Raw genomic sequence first — 22299 nt, 5'->3', positions numbered from 1 at the left:
TCAGACAATAATAAGGTTCTCGCATCAACATCGCCCAAATCTGGTGCATGACTGGATCTGAACCGGGCAGGCGCCATGAACCCATACATTATGAGTTTTTACCCTTTCAGCAACACACAACACGCATTGGGATCAGATTATCGACACTTCCGTCACCCCCGAGGTCATTTATGCCCGCCGGGTGACGCGAACGGAGAACAGAAATGCGTATTGCCCTGAAGTCGGCCCTGATGCTGACCACCAACGTCATTCAGATCATTAACCCTGATCTGCACCGGCATATGCAACGAACGGCCTTAATCGCCCTGACGCTGGCGCAAAGGCTGGGCTTGCCTGCCGAGCGGCAGCAGACCATCTTTTGCGCCGCGCTGCTGCACGATATCGGCGTACTGGGTGATAGACGCACCATTCATTCGCTGGATGCCATCGATAATATCCACGATCCGCATCAGCGCCAGGGGGCGGCGATGCTCGAGGGGTTAGCCACCTTCCGGCCCATCGTCCCCTTGATTCGCGACCACCACTTTAGCCCGGAGCACCGCGGCAGCCGCGAACAGCATATTGTCTATTTCGCCGATGCCTTTGAACGGCTGCTGCCGGCGGATAGCCGCGTGACCGCCTGGCCCACGCGGGCAGTGGTGGAGCAGTTCGTCACCCTGCACCGGGAGATCGATCCGTTACTCTGCGATACCCTGTGCGAGGTCGCTGAAAATGCGAGCTTCTGGCAGCACCTGCATCCCGGGCATATTCAACGGCTGCTGGAAATTATTGCCCCCATCAACACGCTGTATCTGGATATTGACGGTCTGAAAGATGTCTGCCTGCTGATTGCCAAAATTGTCGACACCTACAGCAGCTTTACCGCCAGCCACAGTATTATGGTGGGGGAAATCGCCCGCCAGCTTGCCCACTGGATGCAGCTGCCGGAGCCCATCTGCCAGCAAATACAGGTTGCCGGCTATCTGCACGACATTGGTAAGGTTTATATCCCTCTTTCTATTCTGGAAAAAGAGGGGGAGCTGGATGACGACGAGCTGAGCCAGGTACGCGAGCACAGCTACATGACCGGGGATCTCCTTAGCGACTACAGCGAGCTTGGCGACATTATCAACTGGGCCTCGAATCATCATGAAAAACTGGACGGCAGCGGCTACCCTCTGCATCTCGAAAAGGATCACCTGACCCTCGCCGACCGCATTATCTCCATCGCCGATATTTTCACCGCCCTGACCGAAGATCGCCCTTATCGTAAAGGGATGGCCTGGCAGGAGGCCTTACAGATTATGGAAACGGATGTTATAAATGGCGCTCTGGATCGCGATGTCTTTCTCGTTTTGCGCCACCATGCGGAAACGCTACACGCCATCATTCTTCAGACCCTCGAACACCCCCGCAGCGAGCACCGTCCCTGAAGCGGACCGCCGTCGTGACGGGGACGGGTTCTATAATTAAAACAGCTTCATCTGCATGCAAGGAAACACAGGGTGAGAATCGCCACCATCACCAACTGGGCCTACGGGATCACCGTCGGCCTGACGCTGGCCTCCGGGAGCGCCATGCTCATGGCCTCCAGCGCAGACCGCGTCGAACGCCAGGCGGTACAGCAGCGCCAGGTCTTTGATACCCTCTCCGACGAGGTGGAAAACGACGCCTGGGCGCTGTCTGACCTCGCCCGGCTATACGTGGTTAAGCCCTCTCCGGAGACGCTGGAGCAGTACCAGCAGCTGCAGCGGACCGACAAAAGCATTGAGCTGCGGCTGGCCAGATTGAAAGATAACGGCGCCAGCCGCGAGGAGCTGGCGCTGCTCCACGATGGCCTGCAGATTGCCGCTGAACTGCAGGATGAACAACAGGCCGCCCTGACGCATGTCGCCCACGGCGATGCGCCAGCGGCCATCGCCGTGCTGTACGGCAATGCATACGAGACCGAGCTGGAACGCATGCAGACGCAGATCGATCGCTTCCGCCAGATGCTCGAAAATCGCGCCGCCGTCGCCATTGACCAGGCCACCGAACGCTCGCGGATCTGGCGCACCCTGTCGGAAATCATGGTCGGCCTGACCGCGCTGATGTTTTTGTTCGTCCTCGGCTTTATTCTCAAGCGGCGGGTGCTCTACCCGGTGGTTCGCCTGAGCGACGTGGTGCAGCGTCTCGCCTCCCAGGACTATGCGGTGGAGACGCCGCAGTTTACTCAGGTGGATGAGATTGGCGATATGGCCCAGGCCATCCGCATTTTTCGCGAGAACGGCCTGGCCCGCCAGCAGCTGGAGCAGCAGCGCGACGCTGACTGGGCGATCCGCGAACTGCTGGCGCGCATGACCCAGCGTCTGCAGGGCTGTGAAACCATTGAGGATGTGATTAAGGTGGCGGAACTGTTTGCGCCGAATATCGCCCCGACGATCCCCGGGAAACTGTATATTCTGGATACCGACCCCTGGCAGATGCGCTGCGTGGCGCAGTGGCTGGCGCCCGCCGGGGAGACGACGCCCTTTTCACCCGACGACTGTTGGGCGATACGTCGGGGACTCAGCCATCCGCCGGTGCAGGGCGAACCCGATATCACCTGCTATCATCTGCCGGAGGCGCACGCCGGCCAGTCGCTCTGCGTACCGCTCATCGCCCAGGGCGAAGCCATCGGGCTGCTGACCTTTCAGAACGTTACCGCCAGTGACGCCCCTTCCCGGGCCTACCTTGAGCTGATGGCGGAAGCGCTGGGCCTGGCGCTGGCCAATCAGCGCTTACGCAGCGCCCTGCTGGAAAAAGCGCTGTTCGATTCCCTGACCGGCCTGCGTAATCGCCATCATCTTGACGAAGCGCTGCATTCACAGATGGCGCTGGCGGTCCATACCCACACCCCGCTGAGCTGTCTGATGATCGACATCGATCATTTTAAAGCCATCAATGACCGCTACGGCCACGAGGCCGGGGATCTGGTGATTAAGAGCGTCGCCACCATCGTGCAGCGTGCGGTACGCGATATCGGCACGGCTTTCCGCTACGGCGGCGAGGAGTTTCTGGTGCTGCTCCCCGGCCTTGACGAAGCCGAGGCGCACCAGTGCGCCAGCGAGATCTATACCCAGGTGCATGCGATGACGCTGCGCGATGGTCTGACCGAGATAGGCCAGGTGGATGTGTCGATTGGCATCGCCAGCTACCCGCAGCATACCCAAAGCGACAGCCTGCTGCGCGCGGCGGACGCCGCGCTGTACCGGGCGAAAGAGCTGGGCCGCTCAAGGATTGTCAGCTTTGGCCGCCTGAAGACCAGCTAACCGGGTGATTGCTCGGTCGCATTGAGCAGCGAGATAACTTTCCGCACCACCGCCGAACGAATATGGCGGTGGTAAACCATGCTCAGCTCACTCTCCGCCAGCCGGTCCTGAAGATCGATATACACCACGTTATCGAGGCGTAAGGCCCGCGCCGAGACCGGAACCAGGGCCACCCCGACCCCGGCGGAGACCAGGCTAATCATCGAGGTGACGTCGTTAATCCGCTGCGCCACCTGCGGCGTAAAGCCCGCGACGCGGCAGGCGTCAATAAACACCTGCTCCAGCCCGGTGCCCTGCGGATCGTCAAGCGAGATCCAGTTATCCGCGCGCAATGAGGCCAGATTGAGCGCCCCCACGCCCGCCAGCGGATGCTGTTGATAGAGCGCCAGGCAGAGCTTTTCCCGCACAAACGGCCTGACCACCAGCGCCTCCGGCGGCGAGGCCAGCGGCGCGCGGATGATGGCGATATCCAGGCGCAGATCCAGCAGCGCTTCGTAGAGCATTTGCACATCGCCATGCACCAGCGACAGCTCAATCCCCGGCCAGTCGGCGCGCAGCTCGCGCAGCAGCCCCGGCAGTTTACTGTCGTACATCGCGCTGGAGACATACCCCAGATGCAGCCTTCCCTGCTCGCCCCGCGCGGTGCGCTGGGCGTCCAGTGCCGCCTGGTCGACCATCTCCAGCGCCAGCCGCGTCTTCTGCCAAAAGGCCTCGCCCGCGGCGGTCAGGGTCAGACGGCGGTTGGCGCGGGAGAAGAGCACCACCCCCAGACGCTGCTCGAGCTGTTTAATCTGCTGGCTGAGGGCGGGCTGGGCGATATGTAACCGCTCCGCCGCCCGGTGCATATGTAACTCTTCGGCAACGACCACAAAATGGCGTAACGCTCGCAAGGACATGGCCGGACTCCATGGGTTTTATTGATAACAAAAATCTTATCAATAACGCATGAATGATGCAATTGATAACCATTAGCCTGCGAAGCATACTGTGCGCATCGACACGCTAAGGAGAACATCATGACCGCACCGATTCAGGATCTGCGCGACGCCATCGCGCTGCTGCAACAGCATGACAATCAATACCTCGAAACCAATCATCCGGTGGACCCTAACGCCGAGCTGGCCGGCGTCTATCGTCATATCGGCGCCGGCGGCACCGTGAAGCGCCCCACCCGCATAGGCCCGGCGATGATGTTTAACAATATTAAAGGCTATCCGCATTCACGCATTCTGGTGGGCATGCACGCCAGCCGCCAGCGGGCGGCGCTGCTGCTGGGCTGCGAAGCTTCGCAGCTGGCGCTGGAGGTGGGTAAAGCGGTGAAAACACCGGTTGCGCCGGTGGTGGTTCCGGCCGGCAGCGCCCCCTGTCAGGAGCAGGTTTTTCTGGCCGACGATCCGGACTTTGATTTGCGCACCCTGCTCCCGGCACCCACCAACACCCCGATCGACGCCGGCCCCTTCTTCTGCCTGGGCCTGGCGCTGGCCAGCGATCCTGACGACGCCTCGCTCACCGACGTCACCATCCACCGCTTGTGCGTGCAGGGCCGGGATGAGCTGTCGATGTTTCTTGCCGCCGGCCGCCATATCGAAGTGTTTCGCCAGAAAGCCGAGGCTGCCGGCAAACCGCTGCCGATAACCATCAACATGGGTCTCGATCCGGCCATCTATATTGGCGCCTGCTTCGAAGCCCCCACCACGCCGTTTGGCTATAACGAACTGGGCGTCGCCGGCGCGCTGCGTCAGCGCCCGGTGGAGCTGGTGCAGGGCGTCAGCGTCCCGGAGAAAGCCATCGCCCGCGCCGAGATCGTCATTGAAGGCGAACTGCTTCCCGGCGTGCGCGTCAGAGAAGATCAACACACCAACAGCGGCCACGCGATGCCGGAATTTCCCGGCTACTGCGGCGGCGCCAACCCGTCGCTGCCGGTGATCAAAGTCAAAGCGGTAACCATGCGGCACAATGCCATCCTGCAGACGCTGGTGGGACCGGGGGAAGAACATACCACCCTCGCCGGGCTGCCGACCGAAGCCAGTATCTGGAATGCCGTCGAGGCCGCCATCCCGGGCTTTTTACAAAACGTCTATGCCCACACCGCGGGCGGCGGTAAGTTTCTGGGGATCCTGCAGGTGAAAAAACGTCAGCCCGCCGACGAAGGACGTCAGGGACAGGCTGCGCTGCTGGCGCTGGCGACCTATTCCGAACTGAAAAACATCATTCTGGTTGATGAGGATGTCGATATCTTTGACAGCGACGATATCCTGTGGGCGATGACCACCCGCATGCAGGGGGATGTCAGCATCACCACCCTCCCCGGTATCCGCGGTCACCAGCTCGATCCTTCCCAGACGCCGGAATACAGTCCGTCGATCCGCGGGGAAGGTATCAGCTGCAAGACGATTTTTGACTGCACGGTTCCCTGGGCGCTGAAAGCGCACTTTGAGCGTGCGCCGTTTGCCGATGTCGACCCGCGTCCGTTTGCCCCGGAGTATTTTGCCCGTCTGGAAAACGGCCACGGTCAGTAAGTCAGTCAAGCGGGGCGACAGGCGCCGGAAACGCGGCGTCTGTCGTCCGATGCAGCGCCATCCGGAGCGGATGGCGGAGGCGGGTTAGTTGATCGCCGCGGCGAGGTCTTTTTTCACCTGCTCACGCTGCTCGGCGGTCAGCACCTGGCTGACGTCGAAGTAGTATTTCACGCGATAATAGCGCACCTGCTGATCCAGTTGGCTAAAGGCAGCCAGCTGCTGTTTGACTTTGGCTTCATCCCATTTCCCGGAGTGAATCACGTCGGCCAGGGCGCCGTCCTGATAGCCGCTGATTTTAATCTGGCTCACACTGTTCTCGAAGCCCTGACGCAGCGCCTGGATTTTGGCGACCTGATCCTCACTCAGCTTCAGGTGCTGGACGACCGGGTCCTGCGAGACAGACGGCACGTCAGCCGAGGTCGACGCCTGGCTGGCGGCGGTGAAGCAGGTGGTCAGCGCAATGGCGATCAGGGTGTTACGCAAGCGTGTATTCACAATGAGTTATCCTTCAGGCAAGTAAAAGAGACTGGATTATCATCGCGGGAATAAAGACTATCTGTAACAAAGCATTCGTTTAAAACTGGATAAGAAAAGAATGGCAGGTAACCGAAACCTGGCCCCGGCGGGCGCTCAGCAGCAAAGAAAGATATATTCATCCTTCCAGTAACGGCCCTGACCAATGATATCCCCGGCCGCAGTGATGAGCCGTTTTTGCTTTTCGGTTTCGATCCCCTCCACAATCACATGCCCGGTCAGGGTATGAATAGCCTGTAACAGCCCGGGCAATGCGGGATCGTTTTCTTTGTCCCAGAAATAGTCTTTATCCACTTTGACGCAATCAAAGCGAAATCGCTCCAGCAGCCGGAACGTCGTTCGTCCGCGCCCAAAGTCATCCAGCCAGACCGGGCAAAGCGCCGCCAGCGTGCTCAGCGCCGTCAGTTCACGGCCAGCGATAAATTCATGAAAATTCTCATTTATTTCCAGAGCAATGTTTTTACAGGAGCGCAGAAAATCACAGAGATAGCGGTCGGTCAGAATAAAATGGCTTAATAAATCATCAATATTCAGAGAGATCGGCTTATTATCGACCTGGGAAAAATCAAATACGGAAAGCAACTCGATTTGTCGGGTAAATAGTGCAAGCTTATCGCTTTCGGTGAGCGTGGAGAAAGAAAACGTGGGCGCTGAGGTGTTATTTTGTGCGGGTGCTATAATGTCTTTAGTGAGCAATTCCCACGAGTGGTAGCCGCCACCATCGCTAATAGCGGGCTCCAGAACGAAGCGATAAGAGGTATTTTTCACGTTTTCATTAACCATTTAAAAAATACCAGAAATAAGAAAGGGTTAAAGCATGTCATATATTTCCCGCTAACAAAAATAGTTTAAAATGATCGATAAGAAACATTCGATAGCTAAAAGCTATCAAGATATAATTTATTGATCGGTAAAGTGAATTAATATAAATTTGCCCCCGCTGTCAGACCCGCGTAAATCACAATCAAAATATCGTTTCAAACCAGCCAGTTACAAGATAACCCCGCCGCCAGGCATGGCGACATCATGCTTTTTCCCTGCAGGATAAAAAGCATGATGTAATAAAAACGAAAAAAACAAGCCGCCAGTTTTTGTCATATTGTTATGCCGAAGATGAATAACGCATCACCCGGCACGCCCCGCCGGCCATGCCTTCTGCGGGCGATAAATCAGGCAGCCGGGTCAACGAAACGTCATATTTTCCCGCTACCTTACTGGCAGAAAAGGCGAAGCGGGAAAAGGGAAGTGAAAAGAATATACGTGGTTCCGCTGGCGCTGATGCTGATCATGCTCAGCGTCAGCGCGTGGCGGGAACCGGCTCCGCGGCATGCCGCCAGAGGGCTGTGCGTCTGGTTTGATGGCGCAATGGTCGACTGCCTGCAGAGGCAGCGGCTGGGCGAAGCGAGACCCGCTCACGCGCTGGTCAGACGATAAACCGGTACCCGCCGGGTGGTATTGAACAGATTGTCGCTGACCTCCACCTCCTCAGTGACAATAGCCATACCGGACCGGCGCAGCTGGGCAATGTCCGCCGCCACCCGCTGACTGCCGAACCAGAACAGGGCATCAAGCGCGGTAACCGGCAGGCCGGCGATTAATGCCTGGCGGAGTCGATCCCGGGCAGGTTTAATCTCCCGGGCGATCTGCTGGTACGGCGCCGCCGTCAGGCCCGTCGCTTCGACGCGACGAATGCGGTTTGTCAGGTGGTAATGAAAGCTCTCCGGTACAGCCTGTAAATCCTGCTTCAAACTGTAGACGCAGCCGTAACGTTTGCCGTTGAAAACGGCGGCTTTACGGCTGAGCTGCAGCGTCTCGCGGACGTCGGCGATCAGCTGCGGCGCGCGGACCAGCAGCAGGCGAAAAGGCAGCTCGAAGCTGGTGACATAGTCGACGTTCAGTAACGCAATGCGCAGGCGCTCCTCTGCCCCGGCCTGCAGCTGACGGCACTCCTGATAGACTTCGCGCCACTGCTCCCGCAGTCGCGACGTTTCACCGGCTTCGGTAAACTGGTATTTTTCAATATCGTAATCAACTCTCCCGGCCACCGCGCATTCCTTCCTGAATCAGTCCCGGCGTTATACTATCATCCTCCGGCGCTGTACCCTACGCCGAGCGCCGTCGCCGCTGCCGGTTATTTACGATAAAGATAACGGGTGATGACCACATCAAGAACAAACAGCAGGAAAATAACGCTGCTTAACCACAATAAGCCTGCGAATAAATCAAGTAATTGCATCGTTGTTCCCTCGCCGTTGGCCATAAAAAATAAAGCCCCATCACCATAAAGTAGTTAAGAACTACCTTATCAGCCACAGAATAAAAATTATTTAGCGATATGAAATCCCGAGCCCTTGCAGGTTCATTTTACTGACATCAAATTGTCATCAAACAATGTCTATCATCAGCCGACGCCACAGGATTGTTCCTGCCGTCATGGTATCGCCGGCAAACGCGCGACCGCACGGTTTAACAACACGGAATAATATCGCCCTACCCCACTCTTACTGTCATTGCATAATCTTATATCAGGCCCCATTGCCATTCTGCTGAATAATCCGGAAAGCGCGATAAGTCATAAACGCCCTGCTGATTGGTTGACCATGGAGAAATACGATGCCCAGCGAAAAAGCCCGCAGCCTTGACCATTTCTATGAATTACTGGCGACAGGACAACATCAGAAAATTGAACTCGATTTCGACGTCGCCGCGGACGATTTTTTTAAAATCGCCACCGAGTTTGGCGACATTGGCGCGAGGATCACCCGGCTGAATGAGCGATTTATTATTAAGATCAAGTCGCCGAAAGCCTAAGTCCCTGCCCGCCCTCTCTGGCGGGCGTCAGGCCAGCGGTCGTCGCCCGTCCCTTTTTCTTAACGAGTGCCGGTCTGCCGTTCGGCAAAATAGTGCGCCGGCGTCGTCCCCATCGTTTTTTTAAACAGGGTAATGAAAGCATTCACCGACTCATACCCCAGCTTAGCCGCCACGTTTTGTACCGAAACGCCGCTGGCCAGCTCCTGCAGGGCAATAATCAGATGCAGCTGCTGGCGCCAGCGTCCGAAGGTGAGGCCGGTCTCCCGCTGCATCAGGCGCGCCAGGGAGCGTTCACTCAGCGCCAGACGTTTCGCCCACACCGGCAGGGTACTGCGATCGTCAGGATGACTCACCAGCCTGTCGGCCATGGCGCGTATTTTGGGGTGCGCTGAGACGGGCAGATTCAGGCGCTGCGCCGGCATGGTCGCCAGCTCGTCAAGGGTCACCCGGGTCAGTCTCCCGGCATGGCTATCCGCCGCGTAGTCCGCCCCTTCGCGGGTGAGCCGCCCCACCAGCTCATGGATCAGGGAAGAGAGCGCCAGCGCGCAGCAGCTGTCGGGCAGCGCCGCCGCCCCGGGTTCAATAAACAGGTAGTTGAGGCGCGCGTTCCAGGTGGCGGTCACACTGTGGGCAATACCGCCAGGGATCCATACCGCGCAGCGAGGCGGCACGATCCACAGGTTATTTTCCGCCCGACAACGCACCGCGCCATACAGCACGATAATCAGTTGTCCTTTGCGATGGCTATGCACCGGCACTTCGGCTTCATACTCGACAAAATCAAGATGGCGCGCGACGGCCGGGCAGGAAGACGCGTCCGGATCGTACAGCGTATTGGCAAAGGGTGATGGCATACGGTTGGCAAGATTCAGGTATTTTTTGACAGAATAGAGTATTTCTCCGCAAGCGCAAGCCGGCAATAATCGGCGGCATGAACATCATCCTCTTTCGTCAGGCCCGCTGGCTATGGGCCGCAGGCGCCGTCGCGCGCCGTTTCATGCCGCAAACACCCTCAGCCACGCTGCGCAGCGATGGCCAGGCGGTGATCTATGCCGCGAAGAGTTTCGCCGCGGCGATGCTGGCTTACTATCTCGCGCTCTCCATCGGTCTGCAGCGGCCTTCCTGGGCCATCATCACCGTCTATATCGTCTCGCAGACCTCGGCGGGCGCCTCGTTGAGCCGTAGCGTCTATCGGCTGGTCGGGACCGTCGTCGGCGCGGCGGCCACCGTGATCATCGTGCCCACCTTCGTTAACCAGCCGATCCTGTGCAGCGTCGTGCTGGCCCTGTGGATCGCGGGTAGCCTCTGCCTGTCCCTGCTTGAACGCACGCCGCGCGGGTACGCCTTCCTGCTGGCGGGCTACACTGCGAGCCTGATTGGCTTTCCCGCCGTCTCCGCGCCCGGGACGATCTTTGATCTCGCCGTCACCCGGGTGGAAGAGATCGCCATCGGTATCTTATGCGCCGGCCTGATCCATCGCTTCGTGCTGCCGGTGCGCATCGCCGGGCGGTTTAACAGCACGCTGGCACAGACGCTGGCAACCGCCCGCCAGCGGATCGCCGATACGCTGGCAGGCAAGCCGGTGGCGGCGGAAACGCTGCGGCTGGCGCTGAGCCTGCAGTTTCTCCAGGGCATCAACCACCACCTGCCCTGGGATGACGGCCAGTCTGTCCCTCACCGCCAGGCGAGAAAAGCGATCCACGACCGGCTGGCGCGACTGTTGATCGTCAATGGCGAATTATATGACCGTTTACAGAGGAGCGGGCCGCCACCTGACGACCTGCAGGCGCTGCTGGCGGAGGCAGAGGCCTGGCTGACAGGCCCGCAAGCCGCCAGGACGCCGCCCTCGGCAGACGGACTGCTCTCCCGCTGCGAGCGGCTCATCGTCCGGTACGCTGCTGACGCGCAGACCATGGACGAGGCGCTGCGGCTCAGCCTGGCGCGCCATCTGGCGGAAGCCATCCGCCTCCTGCAGGAGAGCGAGCGGCTGGCGAAGGCGGTTTATCGTCGGCGGTCGCCTGCCCTGCCCCCCGACGCCGGCGCGGCGAAGGGTTATGTTTTCCATCGCGATCCGCTCAGCGCCCTGCGGACTTCCTTCGGCGCCTTCGTCATCATCCTTAGCGGCTGCCTGATCTGGATAGGATCCGCCTGGCCCGATGGCGGCACCGCGGTCTCGATCCTCGGGGTCTGCTGTAGCCTGTTCGCCAGCTTCGACGCGCCGGCGGCGCATCTGGTGAAATACCTGATCGGCTGCGTGTGGGGCGTGCTGTTCAGCCTGCTCTACAGCTTCGTCCTGCTGCCGCAGGTGAACGAATTTGCGCTGCTGGCGGCGGTGCTCGCCCCGGTCTATCTGCTGGCCGGCTCGCTGCAGGCGCGGCCAGCCACCACCTTTATGGCGATGGGCATCACCCTGACGCTGCCGATATTGTGCGAGTTGGGGGCCAGCTACCGCGGCGACTTCGCGACGGCGATCAATACCGCGCTCGCGCTGTTTATCGCCGTCGGTTATGCGGCGTTTGGTATGCGCCTGCTGCAAACCGTGCAGGCGGAAACCGCTATCCGTCGTCTGCTGACGCTGTGCCAGCGCGATATCCGCCGCGCCGCTCGCGGCCGGCTGGCGCACAATGCCCACCGCTGGACCAACCTGATGATCGACCGTACCGCATTACTGCTGCCCCGCCTGCCGCAGAGCGGACCGGCAGCCGGTCAGTTGCTTGACAAGATGCTGCGCGATATTCGTACCGGTCTCGCCGTGATCCATCTGCGCCGTCGCTATCAGCAGGCGGACAGTGCGTCGGCGGACGCAGTGCAAGCGCTCCTGGACGCGCTGAACCCGCAGCCGGACATGACGGCCCTGGAGCAACCGGTCAATGCGCTGCTGGCCCAGGCTTTACCGGCGACCGATGCCGCCTCGCGCGAACGCGCGGAAGCGCTCATCGCGCTGTATTGCGCCTTACACCAGCCTGAGGAGAGCCAGAACCATGCGTGACCTCGCGCTGGGCGGGGTATTTTTCCCCGGGCTGCTGATTGTCGGCCTTATCGCCCTGCTCGCTACACTGTTGCTGCAACCGCTTATCTTCTCCGCCCGCGGCCCGGGTCGCCTGCCGTGCCGGCCGCTGTGGGGGCTGTCCCTTTTTATCGCGCTTTTCTTCCTGCTCCTGCAGGGCGTTCACACGCTGGGGTTATCCGTATGACACTGTATCTGACACTTCTGGGCCGCTATGCCCTGACCTTAGGCGCCGTCGCCGCCGCCGCGCTACTGGCTTTCATTTTCTGGAAACAGGAGGCGCAGACGCCCTGGACCCGCGATGGCCGGATGCGGGCCGACGTGGTGCAGATCGCCCCCAATGTCTCGGGGCCGGTGGCCAGCGTGGCGGTGAAAGACAACCAGTGGGTCAATCGGGGAGAGGTACTCTATACCATCGATCCGCGCTGGCTGAAGCTGGCGGTCAGCAGCGCTCAGGCGGAGGTGGAAGCCCGACGCCAGGAGATGGCGATGCGCCAGGATGCCGCCAGACGTCGGGCGCAGATCCAGGGCGTCATCTCCAGCGAAGATCTGAAACAGACCAACAGCGCGGCCAGCGTCGCGGCCGCTAACTACCAGGGCGCGCTGGCGGCACTGGCGCTGGCGCAGCTGAATGTAGCGCATGCCACCGTGCGGGCGCCGGTATCCGGCTACGTGACCCATCTCCGGCTGCGCCCCGGCGACTATGCCACCGCCGGGGTGACGACCGTCGCCATTATCGATGGTCAGAGCTTCTGGGTGGTGGGGTATTTTGAAGAGACCCGTCTGCGCCACATCCACATTGGCGATACCGCGCACATCACGCTGATGGGCTACGACCCGGTTATTACCGGCCATGTGGAGAGCATCGGGCACGGGATCGGCGATACCAATGATGAAACCGGCGCCCTGGGCCTGCCGCAGGTCGAGCCAACGTTCAGTTGGGTGCGGCTGGCGCAGCGTGTGCCGGTGCGTATCCATATCGATACCCTGCCCGCGGGGGTGGAGCGGGTCGCCGGTCTGTCCGCGACCATTTCGGTCATCCCTGACCGGACGGCGCGGCGCGCCGGTCAATCATCAGTAGCCGACTTGCTGTCCTCTCAGTGATAGCCTTCACTGCCGGACACTTTGCCGCGAAAGACGTAATAGCTCCAGGCGGTATACATCAGGATCACCGGGATGATCAGCAGCGCCCCCGGCAGCATAAACACCTGACTGGAGGGCGGCGCGGCGGCATCCCACAGGGAGATGTGCGGCGGAATAATGTTCGGCCAGACGCTGATCCCCAGCCCGCTGAAGCCGAGGAATATCAGGCCCAGCGTCAGGATAAAGGGACGAGCGTGGCTGGCGGGGCGCGCGCTCAGGCGCCAGATCCACAGGCTCAGGGTCAGCACCAGGATCGGCACCGGCACGAACCAGAAGAAATTGGGCAGCGTAAACCAGCGTTCCGCCACGTAGCGCCAGCCCAACGGCGTCCAGACGCTGACCACCGCGATCACCACCATCAGCGCCAGCAGCACCTTGCGGGTCAGCTCGCGCATCCGCTGCTGCAGCGCGCCTTCGCTTTTCATGATGAGCCAGGTGGTGCCCAACAGCAGATAGGCCACCACCAGCCCCAGACCGCAGAACAGGTTAAAGGGGGTAAGCCAGTCCAGCGTCGAGCCGGCGAAGCGGCGGTCGGCTACCGCAAAGCCGTTGATAAAGGCGCCGACGACAATCCCCTGGCTGAAGGTCGCCAGCAGCGAGCCGCCGGCGAAGGCATAGTCCCAGAAGGTGCGATGCGAGGGAACCGCTTTAAAACGAAACTCAAACGCCACGCCGCGGAAAATCAGGCCGATGAGCATCGCCGTCAGCGGGATAACCAGTGCATCGGTGATCACCGCGTAAGCCAGCGGAAACGCGCCGAACAGCCCTGCCCCGCCGAGCACCAGCCAGGTTTCGTTACCATCCCAGACGGGCGCCACGCTGTTAACCATTACATCGCGCTCTTCGGCGTCATGCACCACGCTGAACAGCATCCCGATGCCTAGATCGAAACCATCCATCACGATATACATCAACGTGGCGAAGACAATGATGACAAACCAAATCACCGAGATATCGATGCTCATGATGCGTTCTCCTCATCCCGCACCGGCTCTGCCGCCGAGAGCGGACGCGCCGGGGTGCCTGCGGTTTGCGAGGTCAGCTCCGTCACCGGCTGCGGCCCTTTTTTGATAAGCCGGAAGATATAGTAATACCCCACGCCAAACACCGCGCAGTAGACCACGATAAACACCAGCAGGCTGATAGCCATCTGCAGCGTACTGTGCAACGACACCGCGTCCCGGGTGCGCAGCAAACCGTAGATCACCCACGGCTGACGGCCCATCTCGGTGGTCACCCACCCGGCGACCAGCGCAATAAGACCGGCGGGCCCCATACAGAGCGCAAACCACTGGAAGGGACGCGAATGGTACAGCCGCCGCCGATAGCGCAGCCATGCGCTGCAGATCCCTAAGGCGATCATCAACACGCCCATCCCAACCATGATACGGAACGACCAGAACACGGCGGGCGAATAGGGCCGGTCCTCTTTCGGGAAATCTTTCAGGGCCGGCACCTGCTTATGCAGGCTGTGGGTGAGGATCAGGCTGCCCAGCGCCGGGATCTCCAGGCCATAGCGGGTCCGCTCCTCTTCCATATCCGGCAGGCCAAACAGCAGCAGTGGGGTGGCCTCGCCCGGCCGGTTTTCCCAGTGTCCTTCAATCGCCGCAATCTTCGCCGGCTGATGCTCAAGGGTGTTAAGGCCATGCATATCCCCCACCACCGCCTGGATGGGCGCCACCAGCAGCGCCATCCACATCGCCATCGACAGCATTTTGCGGATGGCCGGCGAGTCGTTGCCGCGCAGCAGATGCCAGGCGGCGGAGGCCCCGACGAACATGGCGCTGCTGAGAAACGCGGCGATCGCCATATGGAACAAGCGATACGGGAATGAGGGGTTAAAGATAATCGCCAGCCAGTCCTGCGGGATGAGGTGGCCATTTTCGAGGGTAAAACCCTGCGGCGTCTGCATCCAGCTATTGGAGGCGAGGATCCAGAAGGTGGAGACCAGGGTGCCAAGGGCTACCATGCAGGTGGTAAAAAAATGCAGCGCCGGCGGCACCTTGCTCCAGCCGAACAGCATCACGCCGAGGAATCCCGCTTCGAGGAAGAAGGCGGTCAGCACTTCATACAGCAGCAGCGGGCCGGTAATACTGCCGGCAAACTGGGAGAATCCGCTCCAGTTGGTGCCGAACTGATAGGACATGACTAATCCGGAAACCACGCCCATGCCAAAATTGACGGCGAAAATTTTCAGCCAGAAGTTGTAGAGCGAGCGCCAGACGTTATCCCGGGTTCGCAGCCACATCCCTTCCAGCACCACAAGGTAGCTGGCAAGGCCGATGGTGATGGCCGGAAACAGAATATGGAAGGAAACGGTAAAGGCAAATTGCAGTCGGGCCAGATGAAACGCGTCAAATTCAAACATAATCCGCACCCATCATTATGAAACGCCCCGGCCACAGCCGGGGCTTATGCGAACATCACTTAGCCGATGATGAGGTGTTTTGCTTACCGGCGCCCAGTTCAGCGCCGGTCAAAGGATCACCCTGCGGGTCAGACTCTGTTCGCTTCAGCATCGCTTTGCACAGCGCTTCCTGCTCCGGCGTCAGGCCGACAGAGGCGCTGCCATCTCCGCCATCCACGGCCGGCTGCGGATCCTGGACATAATCGAAGTGTTTGTCACTGTTCCAGCTGCCGCGTACTTCTCCACCTTCAGACATATTGTAGTAGGTGTTCGCGTACTCGCTAATGGGCGGCAGTTTGCCCGGCGGATAGTTGTTGCGAATTGACTGCAGCGCCTTCTCAAAAGAGAGCTGATGCGCCGCTTCGCGGGTCATCAGGAACGCCAGCGCGTCTTTTACGCCGGGATCGTCGGTCACGTTGATCAGCCGTTCATAGACGATCTTCGCCCTCGCCTCCGCCGCGACGTTCGACCGCAGGTCGGCGGTGGGTTCGCCGATAGTATCAATGTAGGCCGCCGTCCACGGCACGCCCGCCGAATTGGTCAGCGGGGTACCGCCGCCGTACAGTAACGACGTAATATGGCTGTCGTTGCCGTTGGCGGTGAGCGAACGATAGAGTTCCGCCTCGCTTTCGGTGCCCTCCGCCAGCGCCCCTTTGGCGCCTTTATTTAGCATGCCGACCAGGGTGCCAATGATCTCCAGATGGCTCAGCTCCTCTGTCGCGATATCCATCAGCATGTCTTTGCGGCCGGGATCGTCATCGCTTAATCCCTGAGTGAAATAACGACACGCGGCGGCCAGCTCGCCCTGAGGGCCGCCAAACTGTTCGAGCAGTAAATTCGCGAGCCCCGGATTGGGTTCAGCAACGCGCACGGTATACTGCAGTTGTTTCACATGACGAAACATAGGCCTGCCTCCTGGTTATTTTTTCGCTTCTACGCCGTCAGCATCTGAACGCAGGAGAAATTGCTCCGTGGTCTGAGGAATATGTTTGATCAGCCAGTCGGCCATGGCCTGCTCTTCCGCCAGGATGGCCTCAATGGCCGGAATGGAAGCGGTATCGCCCGCTTTTTCAGCCGCCGCCAGCAGAGAGGTATAGCAGGCGATCTCAAACTGCTCGAAGACGTACCCGCTGATCGAGCCTTTGACTATTTCATCGGAAGGAAACATCCCGCCGATGGACTGGCCGAGAGCCGCCATTTTACTCATCGAATCTTTAATCACCGAGCGCGAAATCTCGTTGCGGTCGAGGATCTCTTCCAGCACGGTAATTTGCCGTTTGGTCTCATTAATATGCTGTTCGATTCTGGCACGGAGATCCGGATAATTATCGATACGGCCAGCCATTGATTCCAGCATGGATTCTGCCTGTTTTTCCATGGCATGCGCATCTCGTAGCCAGTCATGATAATGTTCAATGTGATTCATCGTGATTTCCTCGTGTCAGGGAGCGTTTATTTTTCTGCTTTTTTATTAATATTACCTACCGCCAGGTCGGTTAATTTCACATCGGTTTGTTTTTCTTCTTCCAGGGTTTCGGTCAGCAGTTTGACCGCTTTTTTATAACCCAGCTGTTCCGCCAGGGTCACCAGGGTACCGTAACTGGCAATTTCGTAATGCTCGACCTTTTGCGCAGCGGCAATTAACGCGGCATCACGTACTTCATTTTTTTCCGTGCTCTCAACGACTTCATTGGCCTCTTCAATTAATCCTTCCATGGCCACGCATTTCATGCGTTTGATTTTCAGACCGGATTCCTGCTCAACGATCTGGTCGATACGTTCAATCTGGCCCTGGGTTTCTTCAAGATGAGCATTGAACGCCGCGCTGAGTTTTTCACTGGACGCCGCTCTGGCCAGTTTAGCCAGCCCGCGGGTTAATTGTTTCTCTGCGCTGTAGGTATCTGAGAGCAGGTGAATAAATACATCTTCAATGCTTTTCATATTCATAGAAATACCTTCTGGAGTCAGAAAATAACTGCGAGCCCGTGACAGACTCGCAGGAGATACTTTCACTTCAGGGTGCAAGGAAAAGGATAATCAGGAATTATCAGACTTGCGGCCACCGCCGTGGCTGTTTTGTCCGCCTTTTTTACCCGCTTCGGACGCACGCTGCGGATCATTTTTAAAGTTCCCGCCGCTGTGCTGACCACCTTTACGACCTGCTTCAGAAGCTTTTTCACGGTCTTCAGCAAAATTACCGGAACCACCACGATGCTCTGCCATATTTTCACCTCATGTATATCGGTTATGTCAGTACGATACGAAAATATTCCGTATCACTCGTCGTTCGATATTTAAATCTAGCGGGTAATGCTGGTTAGTCAAATTATTATCCGGTGTTTCCGATACCTTTTAGCAGCAATTCGGAATAATTCTATAAAACATATCAAAAACAACCAGACGGCACATTTCCGCTAACTTACTGTGTTCAGGGAAATAATGCGTAGAGCCCCCCCATGCGGCAAAGAATTATTTATACCGGCGGGTTACTCCCGTTGGGTTATATAACGAAGCGGCAGTATTGCCTGTAGCCCGACTGAAATTAGGAATTTTTCTTGTTTTTAAGGCAAAAAAAAAGCCGCTGGGGAAGCGGCTGGAAAATAAAATGGAGCGAATATCATGCCCGATTAAGCCTGGCATATTCAGGGGAAACAGGCAAATAACGCCAATAAATAAGCGAAGCGTGGCATATATTCAGCGACTGGAATATCATGCAGTTCCATTATTAGTACTCTACGCTTTATTTTCACGGTGGTTTATCGGCGGCATTAGCGTCAGGTCACTTTGCCTTTGCGCCTGATGCGATCAGCCATTCTCTCCAGGAGAAGACTCTATGAAAGCACTCACTTATCATGGCCCCCATCATGTCAGCGTTGACACCATGCCCGACCCGGCCCTTGAGGCGCCGGACGATATTATTCTGCGCGTCACGGCGACGGCGATCTGCGGTTCCGATCTGCACCTTTACCGCGGAAAGATCCCCGGCACGCACCATGGTGATATTTTCGGCCATGAATTTATGGGGGAAGTGGTGGACGCCGGTTCGGACGTCACCGCGGTTCGTAAAGGCGATCGGGTGGTTATCCCGTTTGTCATTGCCTGCGGAGACTGCTTCTTTTGTCGCCTGCAGCAATATGCCGCCTGCGAAAGCACCAATAGCGGCCAGGGGGCGACGCTCAATCGCAAAGGTATTTCGCCACCCGCGGCGCTGTTTGGCTATAGTGATTTGTACGGCGGGATCCCCGGCGGCCAGGCGGAATATGTGCGGGTTCCCAAAGCCAATACCGGCCCGTTTAAAGTGCCGGACACCTTACCCGATGAAAAGGTGCTGTTTCTGTCGGATATTCTGCCCACCGCCTGGCAGGCGGTAAAAAACGCCGAGGTCAAACCCGGCAGCAGCGTGGCTATTTTTGGCGCCGGCCCGGTTGGCCTGCTTTGCGCCTCCTGCGCCAGGCTCAATGGCGCAGAGCAGATATTCATCATTGATCATAATGATTACCGACTCGACTTCGCGCAGCAGCGCTATGGCGCGATCCCGATAAACTTCGACCACCATGACGACCCGGCGCAGTGGATTATCGACAACACCGCCGGCCATCGCGGCGTCGACGCGGTGATTGACGCCGTCGGCTTCGAGGCGAAAGGCAGCCTCACGGAAACCGTCCTCAGCACCCTGAAAATCGAGGGCAGCAGCGGGAAAGCGCTGCGCCAGTGCATCGCCGCCGTGCGCCGCGGCGGCATCGTCAGCGTGCCCGGGGTTTACGCTGGTTTCATTCATGGATTTATGTTTGGCGATGCCTTTGATAAGGGGCTGACCTTCAAAATGGGGCAAACCCACGTCCATGCCTGGTTGCCGGATCTGCTGGCGCTAATTGAGCAAGGGTTGCTCACCCCGGAGGAGATTATCACGCACCATATGCCGCTGGAGGAGGCCGCGCGCGGCTATCAGATCTTTGAGAAGCGTGAAGAGGCATGCCGCAAAGTGATCCTCGTGCCGGGGATGCAGCCCGGAAAGGCAACGCTTTGAGGCGGAGGTTAACGCAGCGAAACCCTTCGGCGGCCAGTGCGGGCCGTGATATAAAAACAGTATCCGCTGGCCCGCCGTGGCGGATACCGCCATTAACCACAGGAGAAGGTCATGCTCGAGTTACGCCCGAATTGCGAATGCTGTGATAAAGATCTGCCGCCAGACTCACCCGAAGCGTTTATCTGTTCGTTCGAGTGTACCTTTTGCCAGGACTGCATGACGGCCCGGCTGAACGGCCATTGCCCGAACTGCGGCGGCGAGCTGGTGCGGCGCCCGGTGCGTCCCGAAGAGGCGCTCCGGCGTCACCCCGCCTCCACCCTGCGTCGCCCTACGCAGTAAAACCGGATGAGCAGGCGTCGCGAACGGGAGCCCTCAGGCTCCCTTTCTTCATCCTTATTTCTCTGCCGAAAAGCGCCACTCTGCCGCAGTCGACAGCGTCACAAAGGGCCCCGCAAGGGTGACATTGTGATGGCCAATGATGTCAGGCGCTGATAAACGTTCGTTATCCATGGTTGAGTGCGCATCCGAGATCAACACCGTCCGTAATCCCAGCGCCGATGCCGCTCGGCAGGTCGTGTCCACGCAGAATTCGGTTTTCATCCCGGCAATAACCAGCTGTTTTACGCCGGCCTGGGCGAGCTGATGCTCAAGGTCAGTTTGCTGGAAACAGGAGGGGTATTTTTTAATCAAAACGATATCCCGCTCGCAGTTAACCCCCATCTCAGGCAGCAGTTGGGTTAATGGACTTTGCGCGGAGAACGGAGAGTCGTCAGGCCCGGTATGGCGGGCAAAGAAGACTGGCACCTCAGCCTGTCTCGCTTTTTCAATCAGCAGGCAAACGTTCGCCAGAAGCGCATCGGCCTGATACGGGGAAACCGGGCCACGGAAAAGCCCCTGCTGCATATCGATAATTAACAGGACATGTTCAGATGAAATCATGATGGGTCTCCATTCAGTCTGTCACGAACGGAGAAGACGCTCCCCGTCCACATTGGCGGGGAGTGAGGATCTGTTTGTCAGGAGCCGGTCACAGATACGCCCACATCACCGCAGGTTACGGTCGTGGTGGTGACGGTGGTGGTTGGCTGCACTGACGTAATCATTATCTGACCTTCACTTATTCTTTACAGATAAAACATAAGCGCCATTATAACGGCTCTTTTCTTATAGCATTGAGCTGAGACGGATTGCAATTTATGCCTGAACAACGCAGCCGCTTTACGCAACCATTAACGGCTTACAATATAGGCGCGAAGGGTTTCGCCTGCTGAAAGAATATGTTTCACGGTATATGCCCGAGCCTCCTGCGGATTATTTTGCTGGCAGGCCATCAGGATCTGCTGATGCTCATCCTGGAATTTCAGCGTATCCGACAGCAGTCTGTTCTGAAAAAGCTCATATCTTTCAATCTGCTCGCGCAATTCACCGATCATCTTCAACAGGCGCTGATTGTTACACTTCCGATACAGCAGTTCATGAAACTCCCGGTTATACCTCCCCTGCTGCTCGGGTTCAGAAGCGCTGCTCAGCAGCTGATGCACCAGCTCTGCCCGGGCAAGCGTTTCCGGGTCCATATTTTCCAGGCTATGAAAAATGGCTTCACCTTCCAGGAGTGCCCGCAGCTGATAAATTTCATCGACATCTGCGGCCGTCAGCGTTTTCACCACCGCGCCGCGATTTCTGTAAATCTCAACCAGACCTTCGCGCTCAAGCTGCTGTATCGCTTCTCTCATTGGGATACGGCTGACAGAAAACTGGCAGGCCAGGTCGCGCTCCACAAGCCGGTCGCCATCTCGCAATGCCCCCTTGTTGATTAAGATTTTTAACTCACTGGCAAGGATGTCGGCGGTCGAACGGGTAGCAGCGTTCATTTGGCTCTCTTTACATCATTCATAAATGGTATACCATTATGCCATTCTAGCCAACGTTATGACAACCTTGCGATTCTACCTGCGGCTTCGTTCAGGCAATGCACCTGGACGATACCGCAGTGAAGAAATTCATCCCTCTCTAGAGAAAGGCAAACCAATGGAACATGCTTATACCAGTCATATCACATGGACCGGCAATCAGGGCACGGGTACCTCTGGTTACAAGGCTTATGCCCGAACCTGGGATATCGCGGTAAAGGGAAAAGAACCCATTCATTGTTCAAATGATCCATTACTGGGCGGCGATCCCGGCAAAATGAACCCGGAAGATCTCCTGCTCTCTTCTCTCTCTGCCTGTCACATGCTGTGGTACTTACATCTGGCCTCAGATGCCGGCATTACGGTCATGGAATATCAGGACTCGCCGGTGGCAACGGGCGAAGTATTAAAAGGGGGCGCGGGTCGCTTTATTTCTGCTACCCTCAGGCCGAAAATCACCGTATTACCAGGTACCGATCTCGACGCCGCCGCGGCCATTCATCAGCAGATCCATCACGTCTGTTTTATCGCCCGCTCGGTCAATTTCCCGGTCAGCTACCAGCCTGAATTTATTATCTTTAACGCAGAGTAACTCGTTTCTGGCGCGGTCATCCGGCGCTCAGGAAATGTGGCTGGGGTATCCAACCTCAGCCACATTTCGCTGCACACCGA

General features: G+C 58.1%; 24 protein-coding genes. 10 read left to right on the top strand and 14 right to left on the bottom strand.

What is annotated here, in order from left to right:
• The first annotated feature begins 203 nt into the window (after nt 1-203).
• Together K5R89_RS07760 and K5R89_RS07755 are read left to right on the top strand one after the other, a co-directional pair.
• The gene (locus K5R89_RS07760; protein WP_101989507.1) at nt 204-1412 is read left to right on the top strand and encodes an HD domain-containing phosphohydrolase; all 1209 of its coding nucleotides are present in this window, start codon (nt 204-206) and stop codon (nt 1410-1412) included.
• 72 nt (nt 1413-1484) lie between these two features.
• On the top strand, nt 1485-3269 hold the full coding sequence (locus K5R89_RS07755) for a diguanylate cyclase (RefSeq protein WP_101989508.1): 1785 nt from the start codon (nt 1485-1487) through the stop codon (nt 3267-3269).
• Here K5R89_RS07755 and K5R89_RS07750 read toward each other — a convergent pair.
• Entirely contained in the window at nt 3266-4165 is a 900-nt protein-coding gene (locus K5R89_RS07750) for a LysR substrate-binding domain-containing protein (protein ID WP_023289227.1), read from the bottom strand. The two genes, K5R89_RS07755 and K5R89_RS07750, sit on opposite strands and share 4 nt — an antisense overlap.
• A 120-nt stretch (nt 4166-4285) precedes the next feature.
• Between K5R89_RS07750 and K5R89_RS07745 the strand changes: the two genes are divergently transcribed.
• Entirely contained in the window at nt 4286-5788 is a 1503-nt protein-coding gene (locus K5R89_RS07745) for a UbiD family decarboxylase (RefSeq protein ID WP_023289226.1), read from the top strand.
• Nucleotides 5789-5872: 84 nt separating this feature from the next.
• On the opposite strand, the gene K5R89_RS07740 is transcribed toward K5R89_RS07745, so the two are convergent.
• The 4 genes from K5R89_RS07740 to K5R89_RS07725 all read right to left on the bottom strand — a co-directional run bounded on the left by K5R89_RS07740 (nt 5873) and on the right by K5R89_RS07725 (nt 8367).
• Nucleotides 5873-6283, bottom strand: coding sequence for a Spy/CpxP family protein refolding chaperone (locus K5R89_RS07740; protein WP_023289225.1), 411 nt, complete (start codon nt 6281-6283; stop codon nt 5873-5875).
• Nucleotides 6284-6418: 135 nt separating this feature from the next.
• Nucleotides 6419-7105, bottom strand: coding sequence for an EAL domain-containing protein (locus tag K5R89_RS07735; protein WP_049014933.1), 687 nt, complete (start codon nt 7103-7105; stop codon nt 6419-6421).
• A gap of 428 nt (nt 7106-7533) precedes the next feature.
• Nucleotides 7534-7689, bottom strand: a complete 156-nt coding sequence (locus K5R89_RS07730; protein WP_048298651.1) for a hypothetical protein — start codon at nt 7687-7689, stop codon at nt 7534-7536.
• 45 nt (nt 7690-7734) lie between these two features.
• A complete protein-coding gene (locus K5R89_RS07725) occupies nt 7735-8367 on the bottom strand; it encodes a helix-turn-helix domain-containing protein (RefSeq protein ID WP_023289223.1) in 633 nt (210 codons plus the stop codon).
• 568 nt (nt 8368-8935) lie between these two features.
• On the opposite strand from K5R89_RS07725, the gene K5R89_RS07720 reads away from it, so the two are divergent.
• Complete coding sequence (locus K5R89_RS07720; protein ID WP_023289222.1) at nt 8936-9133, top strand: hypothetical protein; 198 nt, start codon at nt 8936-8938, stop codon at nt 9131-9133.
• Between the two features lie 59 nt (nt 9134-9192).
• Here K5R89_RS07720 and K5R89_RS07715 read toward each other — a convergent pair whose 3' ends face one another.
• Nucleotides 9193-9987: a helix-turn-helix domain-containing protein gene (locus tag K5R89_RS07715; RefSeq protein ID WP_044522244.1), complete on the bottom strand. Its 795-nt coding sequence runs from the start codon at nt 9985-9987 to the stop codon at nt 9193-9195.
• A 77-nt stretch (nt 9988-10064) separates the two neighbouring features.
• On the opposite strand from K5R89_RS07715, the gene K5R89_RS07710 reads away from it, so the two are divergent.
• The 3 genes from K5R89_RS07710 to K5R89_RS07700 are packed head-to-tail and all read left to right on the top strand — an operon-like array spanning nt 10065 to nt 13244.
• Nucleotides 10065-12122, top strand: coding sequence for an FUSC family protein (locus K5R89_RS07710; RefSeq protein ID WP_217259096.1), 2058 nt, complete (start codon nt 10065-10067; stop codon nt 12120-12122).
• Entirely contained in the window at nt 12115-12327 is a 213-nt protein-coding gene (locus K5R89_RS07705; RefSeq protein ID WP_023289219.1) for a DUF1656 domain-containing protein, read from the top strand. Before K5R89_RS07710 ends, K5R89_RS07705 begins: the two co-directional genes overlap by 8 nt.
• Complete coding sequence (locus tag K5R89_RS07700) at nt 12324-13244, top strand: HlyD family secretion protein (protein WP_023289218.1); 921 nt, start codon at nt 12324-12326, stop codon at nt 13242-13244. Before K5R89_RS07705 ends, K5R89_RS07700 begins: the two co-directional genes overlap by 4 nt.
• On the opposite strand, the gene cydB is transcribed toward K5R89_RS07700, so the two are convergent.
• The 6 genes from cydB to K5R89_RS07670 all read right to left on the bottom strand — a co-directional run bounded on the left by cydB (nt 13238) and on the right by K5R89_RS07670 (nt 17913).
• Entirely contained in the window at nt 13238-14248 is a 1011-nt protein-coding gene (gene cydB, locus K5R89_RS07695) for a cytochrome d ubiquinol oxidase subunit II (RefSeq protein ID WP_023289217.1), read from the bottom strand. The genes K5R89_RS07700 and cydB overlap by 7 nt on opposite strands.
• On the bottom strand, nt 14245-15651 hold the full coding sequence (locus tag K5R89_RS07690) for a cytochrome ubiquinol oxidase subunit I (protein WP_023289216.1): 1407 nt from the start codon (nt 15649-15651) through the stop codon (nt 14245-14247). Before K5R89_RS07690 ends, cydB begins: the two co-directional genes overlap by 4 nt.
• 55 nt (nt 15652-15706) lie before the next feature.
• On the bottom strand, nt 15707-16594 hold the full coding sequence (locus tag K5R89_RS07685) for a manganese catalase family protein (RefSeq protein WP_050533966.1): 888 nt from the start codon (nt 16592-16594) through the stop codon (nt 15707-15709).
• A 15-nt stretch (nt 16595-16609) separates the two neighbouring features.
• The gene (locus K5R89_RS07680) at nt 16610-17116 is read right to left on the bottom strand and encodes a ferritin-like domain-containing protein (RefSeq protein WP_023289214.1); all 507 of its coding nucleotides are present in this window, start codon (nt 17114-17116) and stop codon (nt 16610-16612) included.
• Between the two features lie 26 nt (nt 17117-17142).
• Complete coding sequence (locus K5R89_RS07675) at nt 17143-17637, bottom strand: ferritin-like domain-containing protein (RefSeq protein ID WP_217259119.1); 495 nt, start codon at nt 17635-17637, stop codon at nt 17143-17145.
• A 90-nt stretch (nt 17638-17727) separates the two neighbouring features.
• The gene (locus K5R89_RS07670; RefSeq protein ID WP_004150795.1) at nt 17728-17913 is read right to left on the bottom strand and encodes a general stress protein; all 186 of its coding nucleotides are present in this window, start codon (nt 17911-17913) and stop codon (nt 17728-17730) included.
• A gap of 610 nt (nt 17914-18523) precedes the next feature.
• Between K5R89_RS07670 and K5R89_RS07665 the strand changes: the two genes are divergently transcribed.
• Nucleotides 18524-19717, top strand: coding sequence for a zinc-dependent alcohol dehydrogenase (locus tag K5R89_RS07665; RefSeq protein ID WP_023289212.1), 1194 nt, complete (start codon nt 18524-18526; stop codon nt 19715-19717).
• A gap of 111 nt (nt 19718-19828) precedes the next feature.
• Nucleotides 19829-20056: a DUF1272 domain-containing protein gene (locus K5R89_RS07660; protein WP_044522234.1), complete on the top strand. Its 228-nt coding sequence runs from the start codon at nt 19829-19831 to the stop codon at nt 20054-20056.
• Nucleotides 20057-20110: 54 nt separating this feature from the next.
• On the opposite strand, the gene K5R89_RS07655 is transcribed toward K5R89_RS07660, so the two are convergent.
• Both K5R89_RS07655 and K5R89_RS07650 read right to left on the bottom strand, forming a co-directional pair.
• Complete coding sequence (locus tag K5R89_RS07655; RefSeq protein WP_217259095.1) at nt 20111-20656, bottom strand: cysteine hydrolase family protein; 546 nt, start codon at nt 20654-20656, stop codon at nt 20111-20113.
• 290 nt (nt 20657-20946) lie between these two features.
• Nucleotides 20947-21588, bottom strand: coding sequence for a GntR family transcriptional regulator (locus tag K5R89_RS07650; protein WP_087827277.1), 642 nt, complete (start codon nt 21586-21588; stop codon nt 20947-20949).
• A gap of 157 nt (nt 21589-21745) precedes the next feature.
• Between K5R89_RS07650 and K5R89_RS07645 the strand changes: the two genes are divergently transcribed.
• A complete protein-coding gene (locus tag K5R89_RS07645; RefSeq protein ID WP_023289207.1) occupies nt 21746-22219 on the top strand; it encodes an OsmC family protein in 474 nt (157 codons plus the stop codon).
• The last annotated feature ends 80 nt before the right edge of the window (nt 22220-22299 follow it).

The sequence above is a fragment of the Klebsiella sp. TF21-TM genome, assembly GCF_019753495.1.
Lineage (GTDB): Bacteria > Pseudomonadota > Gammaproteobacteria > Enterobacterales > Enterobacteriaceae > Klebsiella > Klebsiella quasipneumoniae.
This window is presented reverse-complemented; position numbering and strand designations above follow the sequence as displayed.